Origin of the sequence: Pseudomonas sp. St290 (genome assembly GCF_018325805.1) — a bacterium.
GTDB classification, from domain to species: domain Bacteria; phylum Pseudomonadota; class Gammaproteobacteria; order Pseudomonadales; family Pseudomonadaceae; genus Aquipseudomonas; species Aquipseudomonas bijieensis.
Genome location: NZ_AP014703.1, coordinates 107,363 through 124,625, shown reverse-complemented (window position 1 = coordinate 124,625; position 17,263 = coordinate 107,363). Strand labels below are relative to the sequence as shown.

At 60.9% G+C, this 17,263-nt stretch carries 12 protein-coding genes; 6 read left to right on the top strand and 6 right to left on the bottom strand.

The annotated features are described in order from the left end of the window. Nucleotides 1-93: 93 nt before the first annotated feature. A complete protein-coding gene (locus tag PBDP_RS00555; protein ID WP_109752927.1) occupies nt 94-993 on the bottom strand; it encodes a homocysteine S-methyltransferase family protein in 900 nt (299 codons plus the stop codon). Between the two features lie 114 nt (nt 994-1,107). Here PBDP_RS00555 and PBDP_RS00550 point away from each other — a divergent pair, with 114 nt between their 5' ends. From PBDP_RS00550 to PBDP_RS00540, 3 genes are all read left to right on the top strand, one after another. After that, the gene (locus tag PBDP_RS00550) at nt 1,108-1,929 is read left to right on the top strand and encodes an ABC transporter substrate-binding protein (RefSeq protein ID WP_109752926.1); all 822 of its coding nucleotides are present in this window, start codon (nt 1,108-1,110) and stop codon (nt 1,927-1,929) included. Then, a complete protein-coding gene (locus PBDP_RS00545; protein WP_116833851.1) occupies nt 1,926-2,759 on the top strand; it encodes an amino acid ABC transporter permease in 834 nt (277 codons plus the stop codon). The genes PBDP_RS00550 and PBDP_RS00545 overlap by 4 nt, the downstream gene beginning before the upstream one ends. 741 nt (nt 2,760-3,500) lie before the next feature. Next, nucleotides 3,501-5,390: an autotransporter outer membrane beta-barrel domain-containing protein gene (locus PBDP_RS00540; RefSeq protein WP_249411830.1), complete on the top strand. Its 1,890-nt coding sequence runs from the start codon at nt 3,501-3,503 to the stop codon at nt 5,388-5,390. A gap of 63 nt (nt 5,391-5,453) precedes the next feature. Here PBDP_RS00540 and oadA read toward each other — a convergent pair whose 3' ends face one another. After that, entirely contained in the window at nt 5,454-7,262 is a 1,809-nt protein-coding gene (oadA, locus tag PBDP_RS00535; protein WP_109752923.1) for a sodium-extruding oxaloacetate decarboxylase subunit alpha, read from the bottom strand. A gap of 12 nt (nt 7,263-7,274) precedes the next feature. Next, complete coding sequence (locus PBDP_RS00530) at nt 7,275-8,690, bottom strand: acetyl-CoA carboxylase biotin carboxylase subunit (RefSeq protein ID WP_003206982.1); 1,416 nt, start codon at nt 8,688-8,690, stop codon at nt 7,275-7,277. Nucleotides 8,691-8,877: 187 nt separating this feature from the next. Between PBDP_RS00530 and PBDP_RS00525 the strand changes: the two genes are divergently transcribed. Further along, nucleotides 8,878-9,840 (top strand): LysR family transcriptional regulator, encoded by a 963-nt coding sequence (locus PBDP_RS00525; RefSeq protein WP_283246422.1) that lies wholly within the window; start codon nt 8,878-8,880, stop codon nt 9,838-9,840. Here the strand turns inward: PBDP_RS00525 and PBDP_RS00520 are convergent. Together PBDP_RS00520 and hexR are read right to left on the bottom strand one after the other, a co-directional pair. Beyond that, complete coding sequence (locus PBDP_RS00520) at nt 9,782-9,991, bottom strand: PA3496 family putative envelope integrity protein (RefSeq protein WP_109752921.1); 210 nt, start codon at nt 9,989-9,991, stop codon at nt 9,782-9,784. The two genes, PBDP_RS00525 and PBDP_RS00520, sit on opposite strands and share 59 nt — an antisense overlap. 252 nt (nt 9,992-10,243) lie before the next feature. Next, nucleotides 10,244-11,110 carry a transcriptional regulator HexR gene (hexR, locus tag PBDP_RS00515; protein ID WP_003187110.1) on the bottom strand — a complete coding sequence of 289 codons (867 nt, stop codon included), beginning with the start codon at nt 11,108-11,110 and terminating at the stop codon, nt 10,244-10,246. A gap of 442 nt (nt 11,111-11,552) precedes the next feature. Between hexR and PBDP_RS00510 the strand changes: the two genes are divergently transcribed. After that, nucleotides 11,553-11,867 (top strand): hypothetical protein, encoded by a 315-nt coding sequence (locus PBDP_RS00510; RefSeq protein WP_109752920.1) that lies wholly within the window; start codon nt 11,553-11,555, stop codon nt 11,865-11,867. Nucleotides 11,868-11,936: 69 nt separating this feature from the next. Here PBDP_RS00510 and PBDP_RS00505 read toward each other — a convergent pair whose 3' ends face one another. Continuing rightward, entirely contained in the window at nt 11,937-14,810 is a 2,874-nt protein-coding gene (locus PBDP_RS00505; RefSeq protein ID WP_109752919.1) for an EAL domain-containing protein, read from the bottom strand. Nucleotides 14,811-15,071: 261 nt separating this feature from the next. Here PBDP_RS00505 and uvrD point away from each other — a divergent pair, with 261 nt between their 5' ends. After that, entirely contained in the window at nt 15,072-17,255 is a 2,184-nt protein-coding gene (uvrD, locus tag PBDP_RS00500; protein WP_109752918.1) for a DNA helicase II, read from the top strand. Nucleotides 17,256-17,263 lie beyond the last annotated feature (8 nt).

Sequence of the window (17,263 nt, the reverse complement as noted above, 5' to 3'; positions counted from 1 at the left end):
TGAGCGGCAAATGACATACATATGTATAGCTGTAGCCGCCCATTCGACGAAAACCGTAAGCGTGGATGTCGTCCAACAAAACGGCCGGACAACTCAGCCCAGCGTTTGCGCCAATACTGCGATGTGCTCCGGCCCTATCCCGCAGCAACCGCCCAAATGACTGGCCCCGCGCTTGCGCCAGTCGGCCGCCCATTGCAGGTAGCCCGGCGGATCGAGGTCGTCGCGCAGCGGGTCCAATCCGTCGTTGGCCGTCGCTTCCTTCGGCTGCGGCGGGAAGGCGTTGGCGTAGGCGCCGATGTGGATGCTCACCCCCAGTCGCTCGAAGGTTTCCCGCGCCGCATCGATCGCCCCGCCAATCACTTCTGGTTGGCTGCAGTTGAACAGCAGCACTTCGACGCCCAGCTCGGCCGCGACCGCTGCAGCGTCCGCCACCGGTTCGCCGGAGCGCAGGCGTGGCACTTCGTCCGTGTCTTCATCCTTCAAGGTGAACGACAGCCAGAACGGCTTGCCATCCTTCGGCAGCCCGGCGTGAATCGCCCGCGCTTCGACGGTCGAGCTTTGCGTCTCGGCCAGCCAGAGGTCGACATGGGGCGCCAGGCCGGTCACCAGTGGCGCCAGCAGCTCGTGGGCGCGGGACGCATCGAACAAATCCGGCCGATAGGAACCGAACAGCGGCGGCAGCGACCCGGCCACCCGCACCGCTTTGCCTGAAGCCTGCACCGCCCGTTGCGCCAACTCTCCCGCCAACGCGGCCAGGGCCTGGCCTTCTGCGGCGAAACGCGCCTCGCCAATGTGAAACGGCACCACGGCGTAGCTATTGCTGGTGATGACATTCGCGCCGCTGGCGATATAGGCCGCGTGCACGGCCTCCACCGCCTGAGGTGCTTCGCTCAGGGCCAGTGCCGACCACTCGGGCTGCCGAAACGGCGCGCCACGGCGTTGCAGTTCGCGGCCCATGCCGCCATCGAGAATGACTGTCGTTGCTGCGCCCATATGCGATTCACTCATAAGCTTATGAAAAATACTCACTACCGGAGTTGTTCTTATAACTATTTAATACGCACCAATCGGTTAACTACAACTTATTTTTCTACCCAGGGACTTCACGTGAAACTACAACCATTGCTGGCCCTGGGCCTGACTCTGCTGGCCGCCTCATCGCAAGCCTTCGCCGGTGCCACCCTGGATCGCATCGAACAGAAAAAAGAACTGGTCGGCGTGCTGATGGAAAGCTACCCGCCCTTCTCGTTCCTCAACGATCAGAACCAGCTCGACGGTTTTGACGTGGACGTGGCCAAGGCCGTGGCGCAGAAACTGGGCGTGAAACTGCGCCTGGAAACCCCTTCCTGGGACGTGATCGCTGCCGGACACTGGAGCGGGCGCTATGACATCTGCATCTGCTCCATGACGCCGAGCAAGGCCCGCGCCGAAGTGTTCGATTTCCCGGTGCAGTATTACGCCTCGCCAGCGGTGATCGTGGTCAACGCCAAGGACGACCGTATCCACGGTGCCAAGGACTTGAGCGGCAAGAAGGTCGGCCTCACCAGCGCGTCCAGCTACGAGAGCTACCTGAACAAGAACCTGGTGATCGAAGGCGCCGAGGATACCCAACTGAGCTATCCGTTCGAGGACGTGCAGATCGCCCCGTACGACACTGACAACGTAGCGTTCCAGGACCTCGGCCTGGGCGCCGGAGTGCGATTGGACGCCGTGCTGACCAACCTGGTGACCGCACAACCGCGCCTGACCGAAGACAAGCGCTTCAAACTGGCCGGCGAGTCGCTTTATTCCGAACCGAACTCGGTCGCCATCGAAAAAGGCGATGCTCAATGGGACAACAAGGTGCGTGAAGTCTTTGCCCAGTTGAAACAGGACGGCACCTTGAGCAAACTCTCGCAAAAATGGATCGGCGCCGACATTACCCAATGACTTCTTTTCCACCGCCTCAGCCACCGCCAACGGTGGCTGAGTCACGCCTGCAAAAAATCTTCGGTTTCCGCACCCGGCTCTACCTGACCTGGGCGGCCATGCTGGTGCTGTTCGCGAGTTTCTTCCTGAGCTTCGACCTGAAGTTCTCCATCATCCTCGACAAACTGCCGAACTTGCTGGGCGTGCATCTGGCGCCCAATGGCTTTCTGCAAGGCGCGGTGTTGACGCTGTTTCTGTGCCTGTGCTCGATCGTCGCGTCATCACTGTTGGGCTTCATCACCGCCCTGGCGCGGTTGTCCAGCAGCGCGGTGGCGTTTGGCATCGCCAGTTTCTACGCGTCGTTCTTTCGCGGCACGCCGCTGCTGATCCAGATCCTGCTGATCTACCTGGGCCTGCCACAACTGGGCGTGGTCCCGGGCGCCATCGCCGCCGGGATCATCGCCTTGTCGCTGAACTACGGCGCCTACCTGAGCGAGATCTTCCGCGCCGGCATCCTCGGCGTCCCCAACGGCCAACGCGAAGCTTCCCTCGCCCTGGGCCTGAGCGAAACCGTGATCTTCTGGCGCGTCACGCTGCCCCAGGCCATGCGCACCATCATCCCGCCGACCACCAACCAATTCATCTCCATGCTCAAGGATTCTTCACTGATCTCGGTGATGGGCGTTTGGGAGGTGATGTTTTTGGCGCAGTCTTATGGTCGGTCCAGCTATCGGTATATTGAGATGCTGACGACGGCGGCGATTATCTACTGGTTGATGTCCATTGCGTTGGAGTTGGTCCAGGCGCGGATGGAACGGCATTATGGGAAGGCGTATCTGAATAATCGCTGAGCTGGGGTGGGATTTTAAGGTCGCTGTGTATATCCGTTTCTGCGGTCACGGCCACTTAGGGTTCCGCCCTGACGGCGGCTCACTTTCGAAAAGCCGGAATGCCGGCCCAGGCGAAGGTAACCAAAGCGCTTCTGCCCCACCACTCGGTGCCTCGCCTAGGCTCGGTGTGCCCACTGCGCAATACCTGCGTTCGGCCAGCGTGGTTAACGGGGCGCCGAAATCAACGTCCTCCGCGAGGCGGCCTGATAGCCGACCTGGTTCTTGGTGAGATCGCGTTTCCCCTGTGGGAGCGAGCCTGCTCGCGATGAGGCCAGCAAGCCCAACATCCATGTGACTGAACCACCGCCATCGCGAGCAGGCTCGCTCCACAGGAGGAACGCGGTCCCACCAGGAACCAGGTCGATCCTAGGCGAAACACGGAGCAGGTTTACAGAGTCGATATTTGACAGACAGATCTCGGATCTCCGACCACACAGAAAGGCCTGAGTATGCTGTAGGGCAATGCCTCACCGCCACGGAGGCCGGCGCCGTGACTCTGTGATCACAGCGTGGGCAGCCTACAAGCTCCATCGCTATGTCTCGCCAGCAGCTAGGAGACGGCTGGCATCGCCGCCCAAGGTGAAATTTTTAAAGTGCGACCTCCTTCATGAGAGGTCACATTCGATGCCAACCCAACATTCATTCCTGCCCCAACAGCTCACGCTGACAATAGCCTTGGTACTCGGCTGTGCCGATGTTTCGATGGCCCTGCAATCGACCGACGACGCTACGCCCCCAACCTCTGAAACAGCGACCCAGAAGCAAACCCAACCCAATCATTCGAAGGCATCCCTCAGGCCACCCAAGTTCACAACACTGGAGGGAGAAACGCCGCCCACTATCCGTTTCAATAGAGGCTTGGTAGAAGCGAGCACTCGATTTCGCAATCTCGGTCAAATGGGGGCCGAGGTACACGTTGCCGGCGAGTTTCATAACGAGGGCAGTGTGGGCAAGTCTGTCTTCGTGAACGAGACAGGCAGTTTCAGCGGCCATGGCACAGTCGACACGCTGAACGTGAAGGGCCTGTTGAACGTAGACCCTGCGAGCGGGGCGCCTACGGTCAAAAAAAATCTTGAACTGTCGCAAAGCGCAACGCTGCTCTACGGCATCCATCCAGAAAGCGGCAGCGCCACAATCAAGGTCGGCGGCACCGCGACGCTAGGCGGTGCGACGCTGAAGATTACATCGTTGCCAGGCGAGTCCATCGGCGCGGGCAAGCACATCGTGATCGAGGCGAAAAAAGTCGATGGGGAGTTCGGGAAGGTCGTCAACGAGCTCGCCTTCGTGACCGCGAAACCTGACTACGCCACCGAGAAACAAGTGGGACTGACGCTCACACTCAAGGATGTTCCGCCCAAGGAAGTCGCGCCCACTCCTAATGGCCAAGCTGTTTTAGCCGCTATCCTGGGATCAGGATCGACCCAACCAACGCAAGCGGAACCCTCCATCACCTCTCCGACGCCACCCTCTCCTGCCGTCGAGCCACAAGCCGATCGCTCAGCGTCCAAGCCCACCGAACCAGCAAAAGTTGTTGCCAGCACCCAACCCAAGCCCGCCGCCCAGGTGCAAGCTGTCAAGCCAGCCCCCAAACCCAATGCCGCCGTAAACGCCTTGCTCGGCACCAATATGGCCACAGCCGCCGACGCCATCGACCAACTGGGCAACTACAACACCGCCGACCTGGGCAGCGCCACCCTGAGCAGCATCACCCCCATCAGCACAGGAATGCTCTCAGCCATGGATCGGCGAAGTCCGACGGGTGCACACGACAACGGTCAGGTCTGGGTCCAGGCGATCGGCAACAGCGGCAGCATCGGCAGGCAACTGGGAAGCTATGCCCTGAAGCACTCGACCAAGGGTTTGATGCTGGGAACCGACTGGGCTATCAGCCCCGATTGGCGCCTGGGATTGATCGGCGGCAAAACGCACACCCGGTTGGACAGTCGTCAATTCGACGGCCGGCTCGACAGCTGGCTGGTGGGTGCCTATGCCTTACGCCAGGACGGACCACTGGCGCTGCGCCTGGGTGCCGTTTATGGCAGTCATGACGGCAGCACCAAACGCCACGTGGCCTACAACGGTTTCAGCGATCGCCTCAAAGGTCGTTACGATGCCAATACGCAGCAGGTCTTTGGGCAACTCGGCTACAACCTGAACGTAGGGCATTTCGATGTCGAGCCCTATGTCCAAGTGGGCTACCAACGCTATCAACGCGATCGCTATACCGAGAAAGGTGGAAGCGCGGCGCTGCAGTTCAGTGGCCAGTCTCAGGACAATTACAACAGCAACCTTGGCCTGCGCCTCGCCCGGACTTTACCTCTTGACCAAGGCATGCGACTGACGCCCCGCTTGAATCTCGGTTGGAAACACTTATACGGCGAGACCCGGGGCACTTCCCGCCAGCGCCTGGCCAGCGCAGGCAATACCTATACCGTCGAAGGCGTCGAGCTGGACCGGGACAGCCTGCTCTTCGAAACGGGGCTGGACCTGACCGTTTCGCCACGGCATACCCTGGGGGTGAGTTATAACGGTGAAACCGGTCAGGACAACCGCAACGGCGCGCTGATGGGCCAGTGGCGAATGACGTTCTGACAGGCAAAAAAAAGGGGAGCACATGCCCCCCCGAGGTTAAAACGTTGTATCGAGGCTGTTAGATCAGCCTTCGATCTCGATCAGGATCTCACCCGGGTTGACCCGGTCGCCCTTGGCTACATGAATAGCGGTGACCTTGCCGGCGATGGCCGCCTGCACTTCGGTTTCCATCTTCATGGCTTCGGTAATCAGCACCGCTTGGCCGGCCTTGACCACGTCGCCTTCCTTGACCAGGACATCGACGATGTTGCCCGGCATGGTGGTGCTGACGTGACCCGGCGCAGTGGCTTGCTTGCGCTTGCTGCTGCCGCCGCTGACGAACTCATTGAGCGGTTCGAACACGACTTCTTCGGGCATGCCATCGATGGACAGGTAGAAGTGACGCTTGCCTTCGGCCTTGACGCCCACACCCGTGATGTCGACGCGATAGGTCTCACCGTGAACGTCGATGACGAACTCGGTCGGCACACCTTCGCCGCCCGCCGAGCTCACGCTGCCCGCCTCGGGGATTGGCAGCAGCACTTCCGGGGTCAGGGTGCCGGCTTCGCGCTCTTCGAGGAACTTGCGGCCGATGTCCGGGAACATGGCGTAGGTCAGTACGTCTTCTTCGGATTTGGCCAGTGCGCCGATTTCGCCACGCAGCTTGGTCATTTCCGGCTTGAGCAAGTCGGCCGGACGTACGTCGATCACTTCTTCGCTACCGATGGCCTGACGACGCAGCTTCTCGTTCACCGAGCCTGGCGCCTTGCCGTAGCCGCCCTGCAGGTAGAGCTTCACTTCGTTGGTGATGGTCTTGTAGCGCTCACCGGCCAACACGTTGAAGAACGCCTGGGTACCGACGATCTGCGAGGTCGGGGTGACCAACGGCGGGAAGCCGAGGTCTTCACGCACGCGCGGAATCTCCGCCAGCACTTCGTTCATCCGGTTCAGTGCGCCTTGCTCTTTCAACTGGTTGGCGAGGTTGGAGATCATCCCGCCCGGAACCTGGTTGACCTGGACGCGGGTGTCCACTGCGGTGAACTCGCTTTCGAACTGGTGGTACTTCTTGCGCACAGCGTAGAAGTACAGACCGATTTCCTGGAGCAATTCCAGGTCCAGCCCTGTGTCGAACTCACTGCCCTTGAGGGCCGCGACCATCGATTCGGTGCCCGGATGGCTAGTACCCCAGGCGAAGCTGGAGATCGCGGTGTCGATGTGATCGGCGCCGTTCTCGACCGCCTTGAGCTGGCACATCGCGGCCAGGCCGGCGGTGTCGTGGGAGTGGATAAAGACCGGCAGCGACTGTTCGCTTTTCAGCGCCTTGACCAGTTCGCCGGTGGCGTACGGCGTCAGCAGGCCGGCCATGTCCTTGATCGCCACCGAGTCGCAACCCATGGCTTCCATTTGCTTGGCCTGGGCCACGAACGCGCCGATGGTGTGCACCGGGCTGGTGGTGTAGGCGATGGTGCCCTGGGCGTGCTTGCCGGCGGCCTTCACGGCTTCGATGGCAACCTTCAGGTTACGCACATCGTTCATCGCATCGAAAATACGGAACACATCGATGCCGTTGACCGCCGCCTTGGCCACGAACGCCTTGACCACGTCATCGCTGTAATGGCGGTAGCCCAGCAGGTTCTGGCCGCGCAGGAGCATTTGCAGGCGAGTGTTGGGCAGTGCTGCGCGCAGTTGGCGCAGGCGTTCCCACGGGTCTTCCTTCAGGAAGCGCACGCAGGCGTCGAATGTCGCGCCGCCCCAGACTTCCAGCGACCAATAGCCGACTTTGTCGAGCTTGTCGCAGATCGGCAGCATGTCTTCGGTGCGCATGCGGGTGGCGAGCAGCGATTGGTGGGCGTCGCGCAGGATTGTGTCGGTAACAAAGATCTTCTTGGACATGTTCATGATTCCTTACAGGCCTGCGTGGGCGGCAATGGCGGCGGCGATGGCCAGGGCCAGCTCTTCGGGTTTGCGCTTGATCGAGTAGTTGGTCAGTTCAGGGTGGCTTTCAACGAAGCTGGTATTGAACTGGCCGCTGCGGAATTCCGGATTGCGCAGGATCTCCTGGTAATACGCGGCGGTGGTCTTGACCCCCTGCAGGCGCATGTCATCCAGGGCCCGCAGGCCACGGTCCATCGCTTCTTCCCAGGTCAACGCCCAGACCACCAGCTTCAGGCACATCGAATCGTAGAACGGTGGAATGGTGTAGCCGGTGTAGATCGCCGTGTCGGTGCGCACACCCGGGCCGCCAGGGGCGTAGTAGCGGGTGATCTTGCCGAAGCTGGGCAGGAAGTTGTTTTTCGGGTCCTCGGCGTTGATCCGGAACTGCAACGCAAAGCCACGGTGCTGGATGTCTTCCTGCTTGACCGACAGCGGCAGCCCGGAGGCGATGCGGATCTGTTCGCGAACAATGTCGATACCGGTGATTTCTTCGGTGATGGTGTGTTCCACCTGCACCCGGGTGTTCATCTCCATGAAGTACACCTCGCCTTCGGCGAGCAGGAACTCCACGGTGCCGGCATTCTCGTAGCCCACGGCCTTGGCGGCGCGCACCGACAGGTCGCCGATGTAGGCGCGCTGCTCGGGGGTCAGCTGCGGGCTCGGGGCGATTTCGATCAGCTTCTGGTTGCGGCGCTGGATCGAGCAGTCACGTTCGAACAGGTGCACCACGTTGCCGAAACTGTCACCCAGGATCTGCGCCTCGATGTGCTTGGGGTTGACGATGCATTTTTCCAGGAACACTTCCGCCGAACCGAACGCCTTGGTGGCTTCGGAAATGACCCGCGGGAAGGCCTGTTCGAGCTCTTCGCGGCTGTTGCAGCGACGGATACCACGACCGCCGCCACCGGAGGTGGCCTTGAGCATCACCGGGTAACCGATCCGATCACCTTCGGTCAGGGCTTCTTCGATGCCCGACACGTTGCCTTCGGTTCCCGGCGTGACCGGCACACCGGCCTTGATCATGCTGCGGCGCGCTTCGGTCTTGTCGCCCATGCGGCGGATGACTTCGGCCGACGGGCCAATGAATTTGATTCCGCGCTCGGCGCAGATGTCTGCCAGTTCGGCGTTTTCCGAGAGAAAACCGTAGCCGGGGTGCAAGGCATCACAGCCGGTTTCCACCGCCAGGTTCACCAGTTTGCGCGGGTTGAGGTAGCCGGCCAGCGGATCGGCGCCGATGCTGTGGGCCTCGTCCGCACGCTTGACGTGCAACGCATGGCGGTCCGCGTCGGAGTAGACCGCGACCGAGCGAATGCCCATCTCGGCGCAAGCGCGCACGATGCGGACGGCAATCTCACCACGGTTGGCGATCAGGATCTTTGTTATCAATTGGAGGTTCCCTTGAGCCGGTGATACCACGGCCTGGGGTCCAGGCCGACGCGTGACCAGATGTAACAATTGGTCGCAGCTCCACACTAGTCCTGGCCGTTGATTAACAAAAATGAATAATTATTGGGTCATGCATAAGCAAAGACTTATAGTTGTGCTAATCGTCCCGGCCCAGAGTGCTTAGAAAATGCGTAAGTCATTGATGCGTATGACATTGCGTCAATTGCAGATTTTCAACGAGGTCTGCGACCTGAGGTCCTACAGCCGTGCAGCCGATGAAATGTCTCTCACACAACCGGCCGTTAGCCTACAGATTCGATCCCTCGAGGAGCTTATCGGCCAACCCCTGTTTGAGTACGTTGGCAAAAAACTCTACATGACCGAAGCCGCCGAAGCGTTGCAACGGGCCAGCCGGGACATCTTCGGGCGCCTGGAGAACCTCGACATGCAGCTCTCGGACATGCAGGGCTCGCTGCAAGGCCAGCTCAAGCTGGCAGTGGAGTCCAGCGCCAAGTACTTCGTCCCGCACCTGTTCGCCGCGTTCAAGCGCCAGCACCCGGAGGTCAATCTCAACCTCACCGTGGTCAATCGCGGCCAAGTCATCCGCCGGCTTTCGGACAACCGTGATGACCTGGTGATCATGTCCATGGTGCCCCAGGACATGGGCCTGGAGTTCCTGCCATTTCTCAACAATCCCATCGTCGCCGTGGCGCCGCCCGATCATCCGTTGTGCCACATGGGCCCGCTGCGTTTGCAGGACCTGGAACCCTATACACTGCTATTGCGCGAACCGGGCTCAGGTACGCGGCTGGCCTGCGAGGAGTACTTCAAGGAGAAACGGGTGCACTTCACCCAGACACTGGAGGTGGCGTCGGCGGAGGCTCAGCGCGAGTGCGTGGTGGCCGGACTGGGCGTGGCGCTGTTGACGCGCCACGCCGCGAGCCGGGAATTGTCGTCCGGCGCACTCATCGAGCTGCCGGTGGAGGAGTTGCCGCTGTACCGCAGTTGGTGCCTGGTGCAGGCCAAGGCCAAGCGCCTGTCACCGGTGGCTCACGCCTTCCTGGCATTCGTTCGCGGCGAGCGTGCTCAGATCATTGGCCTGGTTGAGCGTTTCGACGGGAAGCCGCCGGCGTTGCCTGCCAGTAATTGAACTCTGTGGCGTCAGGAAATTCGCTGATTTCGGCCAGAAGTTGGCGCTGCTCATAGCGGTCTTCGATTGCACGACGGAACGCCATGCGGCGCTGGTCTTCCTGCTGACGACGGGTTTTGACGGCGCTGCGTTCTTCGTAGGACTGGGTCATGTCGAGACTCCCAAGACGTATACGGGAGCTTTACGATGACGGCGCGCGATGACGGTTTGGCGGCGCGAGGGTTACAGAACGATGAATTCGGGCAAATGATCCCTGTGGCGAGGGAGCTTGCTCCCGCTGGGCTGCGAAGCGGCCCCCACGATTTATCCAGATACACCGGATGGGTTGGTTTGCGACTGCTGCGCAGCCGAGCGGGAGCAAGCTCCCTCGCCACAGAAACCCCTCAACCTCAGGGTTCGGGATTCAGTCGTCCAGCGCCTTCACCGACTTGGGCGACAACCGCAAGCTGCGCAGGCTGCGCTTTACGCTCTTGAGGTGGTTGACCAGGCTTGGGCCCCGCGCCATGGCGACGCCCATTGCCAGCACATCGATCACCACCAGATGGGCGATACGCGAGGTCAGCGGCGTGTAGATCTCGGTGTCTTCGTGCACGTCGATGGCCAGGTTCACCGTGGACAGTTCTGCCAGCGGCGTCTGGCTCGGACACAAGGTGATCAGCGAGGCACCGCTTTCGCGCACCAGGTTGGCGGTGATCAGCAGGTCCTTGGAACGGCCCGACTGGGAGATGCAGATCGCCACATCGGTGGGTTTCAAGGTCACCGCCGACATGGCCTGCATGTGCGGGTCGGAATAGGCCGCTGCCGTCAGCAGCAGCCGGAAGAACTTGTGCTGGGCATCGGCCGCCACCGCGCCCGAGGCGCCGAAGCCATAAAACTCGACACGCTGGGCCTGGGACATGGCCGTGACGGCTTTTTGCAACGCCACCGGGTCGAGCTTCTCGCGAACCTCCATCAGGGTATGCAGGGTCGTGTCGAAGATTTTCAGGCTGTAGTCCGCGACCGAGTCGTCCTCATGGATCGCAAACTGACCGAAGCTCGCACCGGCCGCCAAGCTTTGCGCTAGCTTGAGTTTCAGGTCCTGGAAGCCCGAGCAACCGATGGCCCGGCAGAAACGCACGATGGTCGGCTCGCTGATGCCGACGCTGTGGGCAAGATCGGCCATGGAGCTATGCATCACGGCCGCTGGATCAAGCAGTACGTGATCGGCGACTTTCAGCTCCGACTTGCGTAGCAAGTGGCGTGACTGGGCGATGTGTTGCAGCAGGTTCAAGGGGCTGGACTCTTGTTATGGGCAGATGCCGGGATGTAGCAAGCTTGTAGTTATACTACAAGAATTGGCTTTTTGCCCGTCCAAAACGTAACTGGATGACCTCGTCGCCCCTTTGTTTTGGCCGAGGATCCGCCGATGTAGCAGCTTGTGCCATAGCGCAAACCTTCAACGCTGCCGATCCGCTGATTTCCAGCCCCGTCCTGAACTTCCAACCCGGGAGGAAATCGTCTATTGGTCATTAGCCAATCACCCAATAACTTGCTCCCCCTCAACAATATATCTCTGCAACACTAGACAGTAGATCTTAAGACAGAACCAAGTAAGCCGTCGAAAACTCATTTCTCCTTACAATACCAACCGCAATTGAGCAGACGCTACCAAGGCAAAGTAGATATATTGGCTCCCGCAGGAAGCAATCAACTTAACTACAGGAGTTACTACCATGAAAATCACGACTAAAGATTGGACCGCACAAATCGACCGCATGCCAGGTGCCGCGTCTTTCCGTACCTTTGGCACCGTCAGTGTAGCCAATAGCGGCGTTATCCCCACGCTGGTACGCAGCGACCTACAGGACAAGTCCTTTGATCTGCGACTGGAATTGAAACTTAAACACTCCGACGGAGTTTCACTGCCGGTACTGACAGACAAGTTCGTTGAATATAAAGAGCTGGGCGACTCCAATGTCACTGGCGTCAGTATTTTTTTCGAAGGCCAGTTACTGCACCATATCGATGAAGTGCTAGTCACTAACTAAGCGTAGACCCCATAACTTCCCGTCAGACGATTTCGTTGCCTGACGGGAAGTTATCGTCGTGGTTCAGGCTCATTCAACCAGGTGTTGCGCCCGCAACAACCCAGCCAACCCTTCAGCCTCCACCGGCCGGCTGATCAGATACCCTTGAACCTCATCGCAACGTTCGTTCCTGAGGAACTCGAGCTGCTCCTGCCGCTCAACGCCTTCGGCCACTACCTTGAGCGACAACCCATGGGCCATTGCAATGATTGCCCGGGTAATGGCCGTGTCCACGCTGCCCTCGCCCAACCCACGAATGAATGCCTGGTCGATCTTCACGTAATCCACCGGGATACGCTTGAGGTAACTCAGGGATGAGTAACCGGTGCCAAAATCGTCGATCGCCAGCTTGACCCCAAGGTCACGCAATTGCTGGAACGTGGCGATGATGTGCTCGACGCTGTCGAGCAACTGGCTTTCGGTCAGCTCCAACTCCAGGTATTGGGGTTCCAGGCCGGTTTCTTCCAGCACTTGCCGCACCAGGCTGACCAGCTTGCCCTGGCGCAATTGATGCACCGACAGATTGACTGACACCCTGATCGGCGCGAGCCCCTGGCGCTGCCATTCGCATGCCTGCCAACAAGCCTGGCGCAACACGAATTCGCCAATCGGCCCGATCAACCCGGTTTCTTCGGCCAGGCCGATGAAATCCCCCGGAGGCACCCGGCCCATGACCGGGTGATCCCAACGCACCAGCGCCTCGGCGGCGTTCAGGCGACCGGTCGCCAGGCACAGTTTTGGTTGATAAAAGACCTTCAGCTGCCGCTCTTCCAAGGCCTTGCGCAGTTGATTTTCCAGTTGCAGGCGCTCCAGCGTGCTGGCCTGGAGGCTGTCGGTGTAGAACTGGAAGTTGTTGCCCCCCAGATGCTTGGCATGCTGCATGGCCATGTTCGCCTGGCTGACCAGCGTGGCAACTTCCCGCGTATTGTCAGGCAACAGGCTGATGCCGATGGAGGCACTGAGCACCAGTTCATGGCCTTCGATGGTCAGCGGCACTCGCAACTTGGCGGCCAGTCGGGTCGCCACCCGCGCCAGGCTTGAAAGGTTGCCATAGGCATCGAACAACACCGCAAACTCATCGCCGGACAGCCGGGCGATGGTATCCGCCTCGGGCAGTGCATTGATCAGGCGTCGGGCCATTTTCTGCAACAACTGGTCGGCGATGTCATGACCAAGGCTGTCGTTGAGCAATTTGAAACGGTCCAGGTTGATATGCAGCAGCGCCAGGCTGCGCCGTCCACCCTGGCGCACACGCTGATGGGCCTCGTGCAGGCGCTCACGAAACAGCGAGCGATTGGCCAGCCCGGTCAATTCGTCGTAATGGGTCAGGTAGCGCATTCGCTCTTCGGATTCGCGTCGCGCCGAAAGATCGGCGAAGAAGCCTACGATATGACTGACATTTCCCCGAGCATTGCGCACGACATTCAGTTGCAGCCATTGCGGGTACAGTTCGCCGTTGGCTCGCGCCTCTACCAGCTCACCCTGCCAGGTGCCGTGCTGCTTGAGCGATTGGCGAATGACGGGGTAGTGCCGGCGCGCGTCGCGGCTGCACGGCAGCTCAACTACATTGCGCCCGAGCATGTCATCGATATCGAAACCGGTGACCCGGGTGAACGCCTGGTTGGCAGCGAGTAGTACGTAGTTGGGGTCGAAAATCACGATACCTTCGCTGGCGGCCTCGAACACCGTGGCCGCCAGTTGCCGTTGCTGCTCGAGCTCCTTGCTGGCGCTGATGTCGCGCCGGGTGCCGACCATACGCAGCACCCGTCCGCTCTCGCTACGCTCCACCGCCCGGCCACGGTCTTCGATCCAGACCCAGTGACCATCGCCGTGACGCACGCGGTATTCGATCTGGTAATCCTCGCTGCGGCCCTTGAGGTGTTCGACCAGGGCTCGCTTGAGCGCCGGCAGGTCTTGGGGGTGCAGCCGCGGGGTGAGATGGCTGAGCATCGCCGTGACGTATTCGGGCTCCAGGCCGAACAGTTCCTTGAGCTGAGTGTGGTGGACTTCATCAGTCTGCAGATTCCAATCCCACAACCCCAACTCACTGGCCTTCAGAGCCAGGGCCAGACGCGCCTCGCTCTTGCGCAGGGCCTGGCTGGCGACCTCCAGTTCAAGACTGCGCTGCGCTACCCGCGCCTCCAGGCCAACCTGGGCCGCCCGCAGTTGCTCCTCGGCACAACGACGTTGCTCGACCTCCCGGGCCAGCGCGGTGTTGAGCTCTACGCTCCGGGCCTGCGTCTGCTGCAAGTGCTCGATCAGCGCCTGGTTCTGGAAACGGCGCAGCATGCCGCTTTTGATCAACCGGTTGACTTGCCAGGCCACCACGCTCAGCGAGACCAGCACAATCAGCCCAAGCCAGCCCCACCCGCGTTGCTGCTCATCGCCCCCCCAGAAGAGATAGCCGATGGCCGGCAACAGGCAGGGCAAGGTAAAGGACAGGAACGCAGGCAGACTCACCGCGTAGGCCACGCTGGCCGACAGGGCGGCCGCGCCAATCAGGCCGAACACCCAGGCCTGCTGCTGGAAGCTGTCGGCCGGGACCAGCGCGATGCCAGCCCCGGCCAACGTCAGGCCGGTCATCGCCGAACCCAGCAAAAACATACGCAGCCAGATCGGGTGCGCCTGGCGGCTTGGCATGGCCGAATCGAAAGCCGCCACCTGGATCACCCGCAACGCCACCAGTGACAACAACCAGACGAGCCAGACGCTGACCAGGAAATAGCGCCGCGGCTCCCATAACAGCGCAGCGCAGACCAGACCGTTGAGCAACATGAACAGCGTAGGCAGCAGTGAGCCTTGATACAGCAGACGTGTGCGCTCGACCGCCATCTCCATGGCGTACTGCTTATAGATGACCCGCGGTTCCACACTGGGGCCCGCCGGATCGGAATTGAGGGTCATTGGCACTGTTCTTGTTCTTATTCAGTGGAGCGTGGAGAACCCGAAGCGAGCACCGAGCATACACAAGCCATGGGCCATCCCACACTGCCCCAGCTCATAAAAACGCTGAAAAAAGTCGCTGTTTCATTGGGTGGCGACGCTCTCGAGCGAGCCCCGCCAATGGCTGTAGCCTGTGACCCACCGGTCATCCACAACCGGTCTTTTATCGGCTGATGCAAAGCTCGGTTTGCCCGGGGTGACGCCGCACCCTAGAATGCCCCGATGCGCGATGATCTCTCCCTTCTGCTGAACTCCCTCAACGATGCCCAACGCCAGGCCGTAGCAGCCTCCGTGGGTCGTCAGTTGGTCCTGGCCGGTGCTGGCTCCGGTAAAACCCGAGTGCTGGTGCACCGTATCGCCTGGTTGATCCAGGTCGAGAACGCCTCGCCCCATTCGATCCTGTCGGTGACATTCACCAACAAGGCCGCGGCCGAGATGCGCCATCGCATCGAGCAACTGATGGGCATCAACCCCGCCGGCATGTGGGTCGGCACGTTCCACGGCCTGGCGCATCGCTTGTTGCGGGCGCACTGGCAGGAAGCCGGGCTGAGCCAGACCTTCCAGATCCTGGACAGCGACGACCAGCAACGCCTGGTCAAGCGGGTGATCCGCGAGCTGGGCCTGGACGAGCAACGCTGGCCGGCCCGCCAGGCGCAATGGTTCATCAATGGCCAGAAAGACGAAGGCCTGCGCCCGCAGCACATCCAGGCCAGCGGCGACCTGTTCCTGGCGACCATGCGTAGCATCTATGAAGCCTACGAGGCGGCGTGCCAACGCGCCGGGGTCATCGACTTCTCCGAGCTGCTGCTCCGGGCCCTGGACCTGTGGCGCGACCACCCAGGCCTGCTGGCCCACTATCAAAAGCGCTTCCGGCATGTATTGGTGGACGAGTTCCAGGACACCAACGCCGTGCAATACGCCTGGTTGCGCCTGCTCGCCAAGGGTGGCGACAGCCTGATGGTGGTGGGTGACGACGACCAGTCGATCTACGGCTGGCGCGGTGCCAAGATCGAGAACATTCACCAGTATTCGGCGGACTTCCCCGACGCCGAAGTCATCCGCCTGGAACAGAACTACCGCTCCACCGCCGGCATCCTCAAGGCCGCCAACGCCCTGATCGCCAACAACACCGGGCGCCTGGGCAAGGAATTGTGGACCGATGGCGGCGAAGGCGAAGCGATCAACCTCTACGCCGCCTTCAACGAACACGATGAAGCCCGCTACGTGGTGGAAACCATCGAAAGCGCGCTGAAAACCGGCCTGGCCCGCAGCGACATCGCCATCCTGTACCGCTCCAACGCCCAGTCGCGGGTATTGGAAGAGGCGTTGCTGCGCGAACGGATCCCGTACCGCATCTACGGCGGCCAGCGTTTCTTCGAGCGCGCCGAAATCAAGAACGCCATGGCCTACCTGCGCCTGATCGAAGGTCGCGGCAACGACGCGGCCCTGGAGCGGGTGATCAACGTGCCGACGCGGGGCATTGGCGAGAAAACCGTCGAAGCCATTCGTGATCACGCCCGCCACAGCCACGTCTCCATGTGGGAAGGCATGCGTCAGCTGGTCGCCAACAAAGGCGTGACCGGTCGCGCCGCCGGTGCTCTGAAGGCGTTCATGGACCTGATCGAGGACCTGGCCGCCAAGTGTGGGGAGATGCCGCTGCACTTGATGACCCAGACCGTCATCGAGCAATCCGGCCTGATCGCCTACCACGAAGCGGAAAAGGGCGAGAAAGGCCAGGCCCGGGTGGAAAACCTCGAGGAACTGGTCAGCGCCGCGCGCAACTTCGAAAACACTGAAGAAGACGCAGACCTGTCACCGCTGTCGGCCTTCCTGGGCCATGCCTCCCTGGAGGCCGGCGACACCCAGGCCGACGAGCATGAAGACAGCATCCAACTGATGACGCTGCACAGCGCCAAGGGCCTGGAGTTCCCCTACGTATTCCTCGTAGGCATGGAAGAAGGCCTGTTCCCCCACAAGATGAGCCTGGAAGAACCGGGACGCCTGGAGGAAGAACGGCGCCTGGCCTATGTCGGTATCACCCGCGCCATGCAGAACCTGGTACTGACCTACGCCGAAACCCGACGCTTGTATGGCAGCGAGACCTACAACAAGGTGTCGCGCTTCGTACGTGAAGTACCGAAGGGCCTGATTCAGGAAGTGCGGCTGTCCAACAGTGTCAGCCGACCGTTCGGTGGCGGCCAGCAACAGAGCACCAGCAGCCTGTTCGGCGGTAGCGACATCCCGGAAACCGGCTTCAGCCTTGGCCAGACCGTGCGGCATTCGGTATTCGGCGACGGCGTGATCCTCAACTTCGAAGGTGCCGGGGCCCAGGCCCGGGTGCAGGTGAACTTCAGCGAAGGCAGCAAGTGGCTGATGCTGGGGTATGCCAAGTTGGAAGCGATCTAAAAATTTGC

Bases quoted from the DNA above. Each gene is read 5' to 3' on its own strand.
- PBDP_RS00505 (WP_109752919.1), bottom strand. From the start codon at position 14,810: ATGACCCTCAATTCCGATCCGGCGGGCCCCAGTGTGGAACCGCGGGTC.
- oadA (WP_109752923.1), bottom strand. From the start codon at position 7,262: ATGTCCAAGAAGATCTTTGTTACCGACACAATCCTGCGCGACGCCCAC.
- PBDP_RS00555 (WP_109752927.1), bottom strand. From the start codon at position 993: ATGGGCGCAGCAACGACAGTCATTCTCGATGGCGGCATGGGCCGCGAA.
- PBDP_RS00520 (WP_109752921.1), bottom strand. From the start codon at position 9,991: ATGACCCAGTCCTACGAAGAACGCAGCGCCGTCAAAACCCGTCGTCAG.
- PBDP_RS00540 (WP_249411830.1), top strand. From the start codon at position 3,501: ATGGCCCTGCAATCGACCGACGACGCTACGCCCCCAACCTCTGAAACA.
- PBDP_RS00545 (WP_116833851.1), top strand. From the start codon at position 1,926: ATGACTTCTTTTCCACCGCCTCAGCCACCGCCAACGGTGGCTGAGTCA.
- uvrD (WP_109752918.1), top strand. From the start codon at position 15,072: ATGCGCGATGATCTCTCCCTTCTGCTGAACTCCCTCAACGATGCCCAA.
- PBDP_RS00525 (WP_283246422.1), top strand. From the start codon at position 8,878: ATGCGTAAGTCATTGATGCGTATGACATTGCGTCAATTGCAGATTTTC.
- PBDP_RS00510 (WP_109752920.1), top strand. From the start codon at position 11,553: ATGAAAATCACGACTAAAGATTGGACCGCACAAATCGACCGCATGCCA.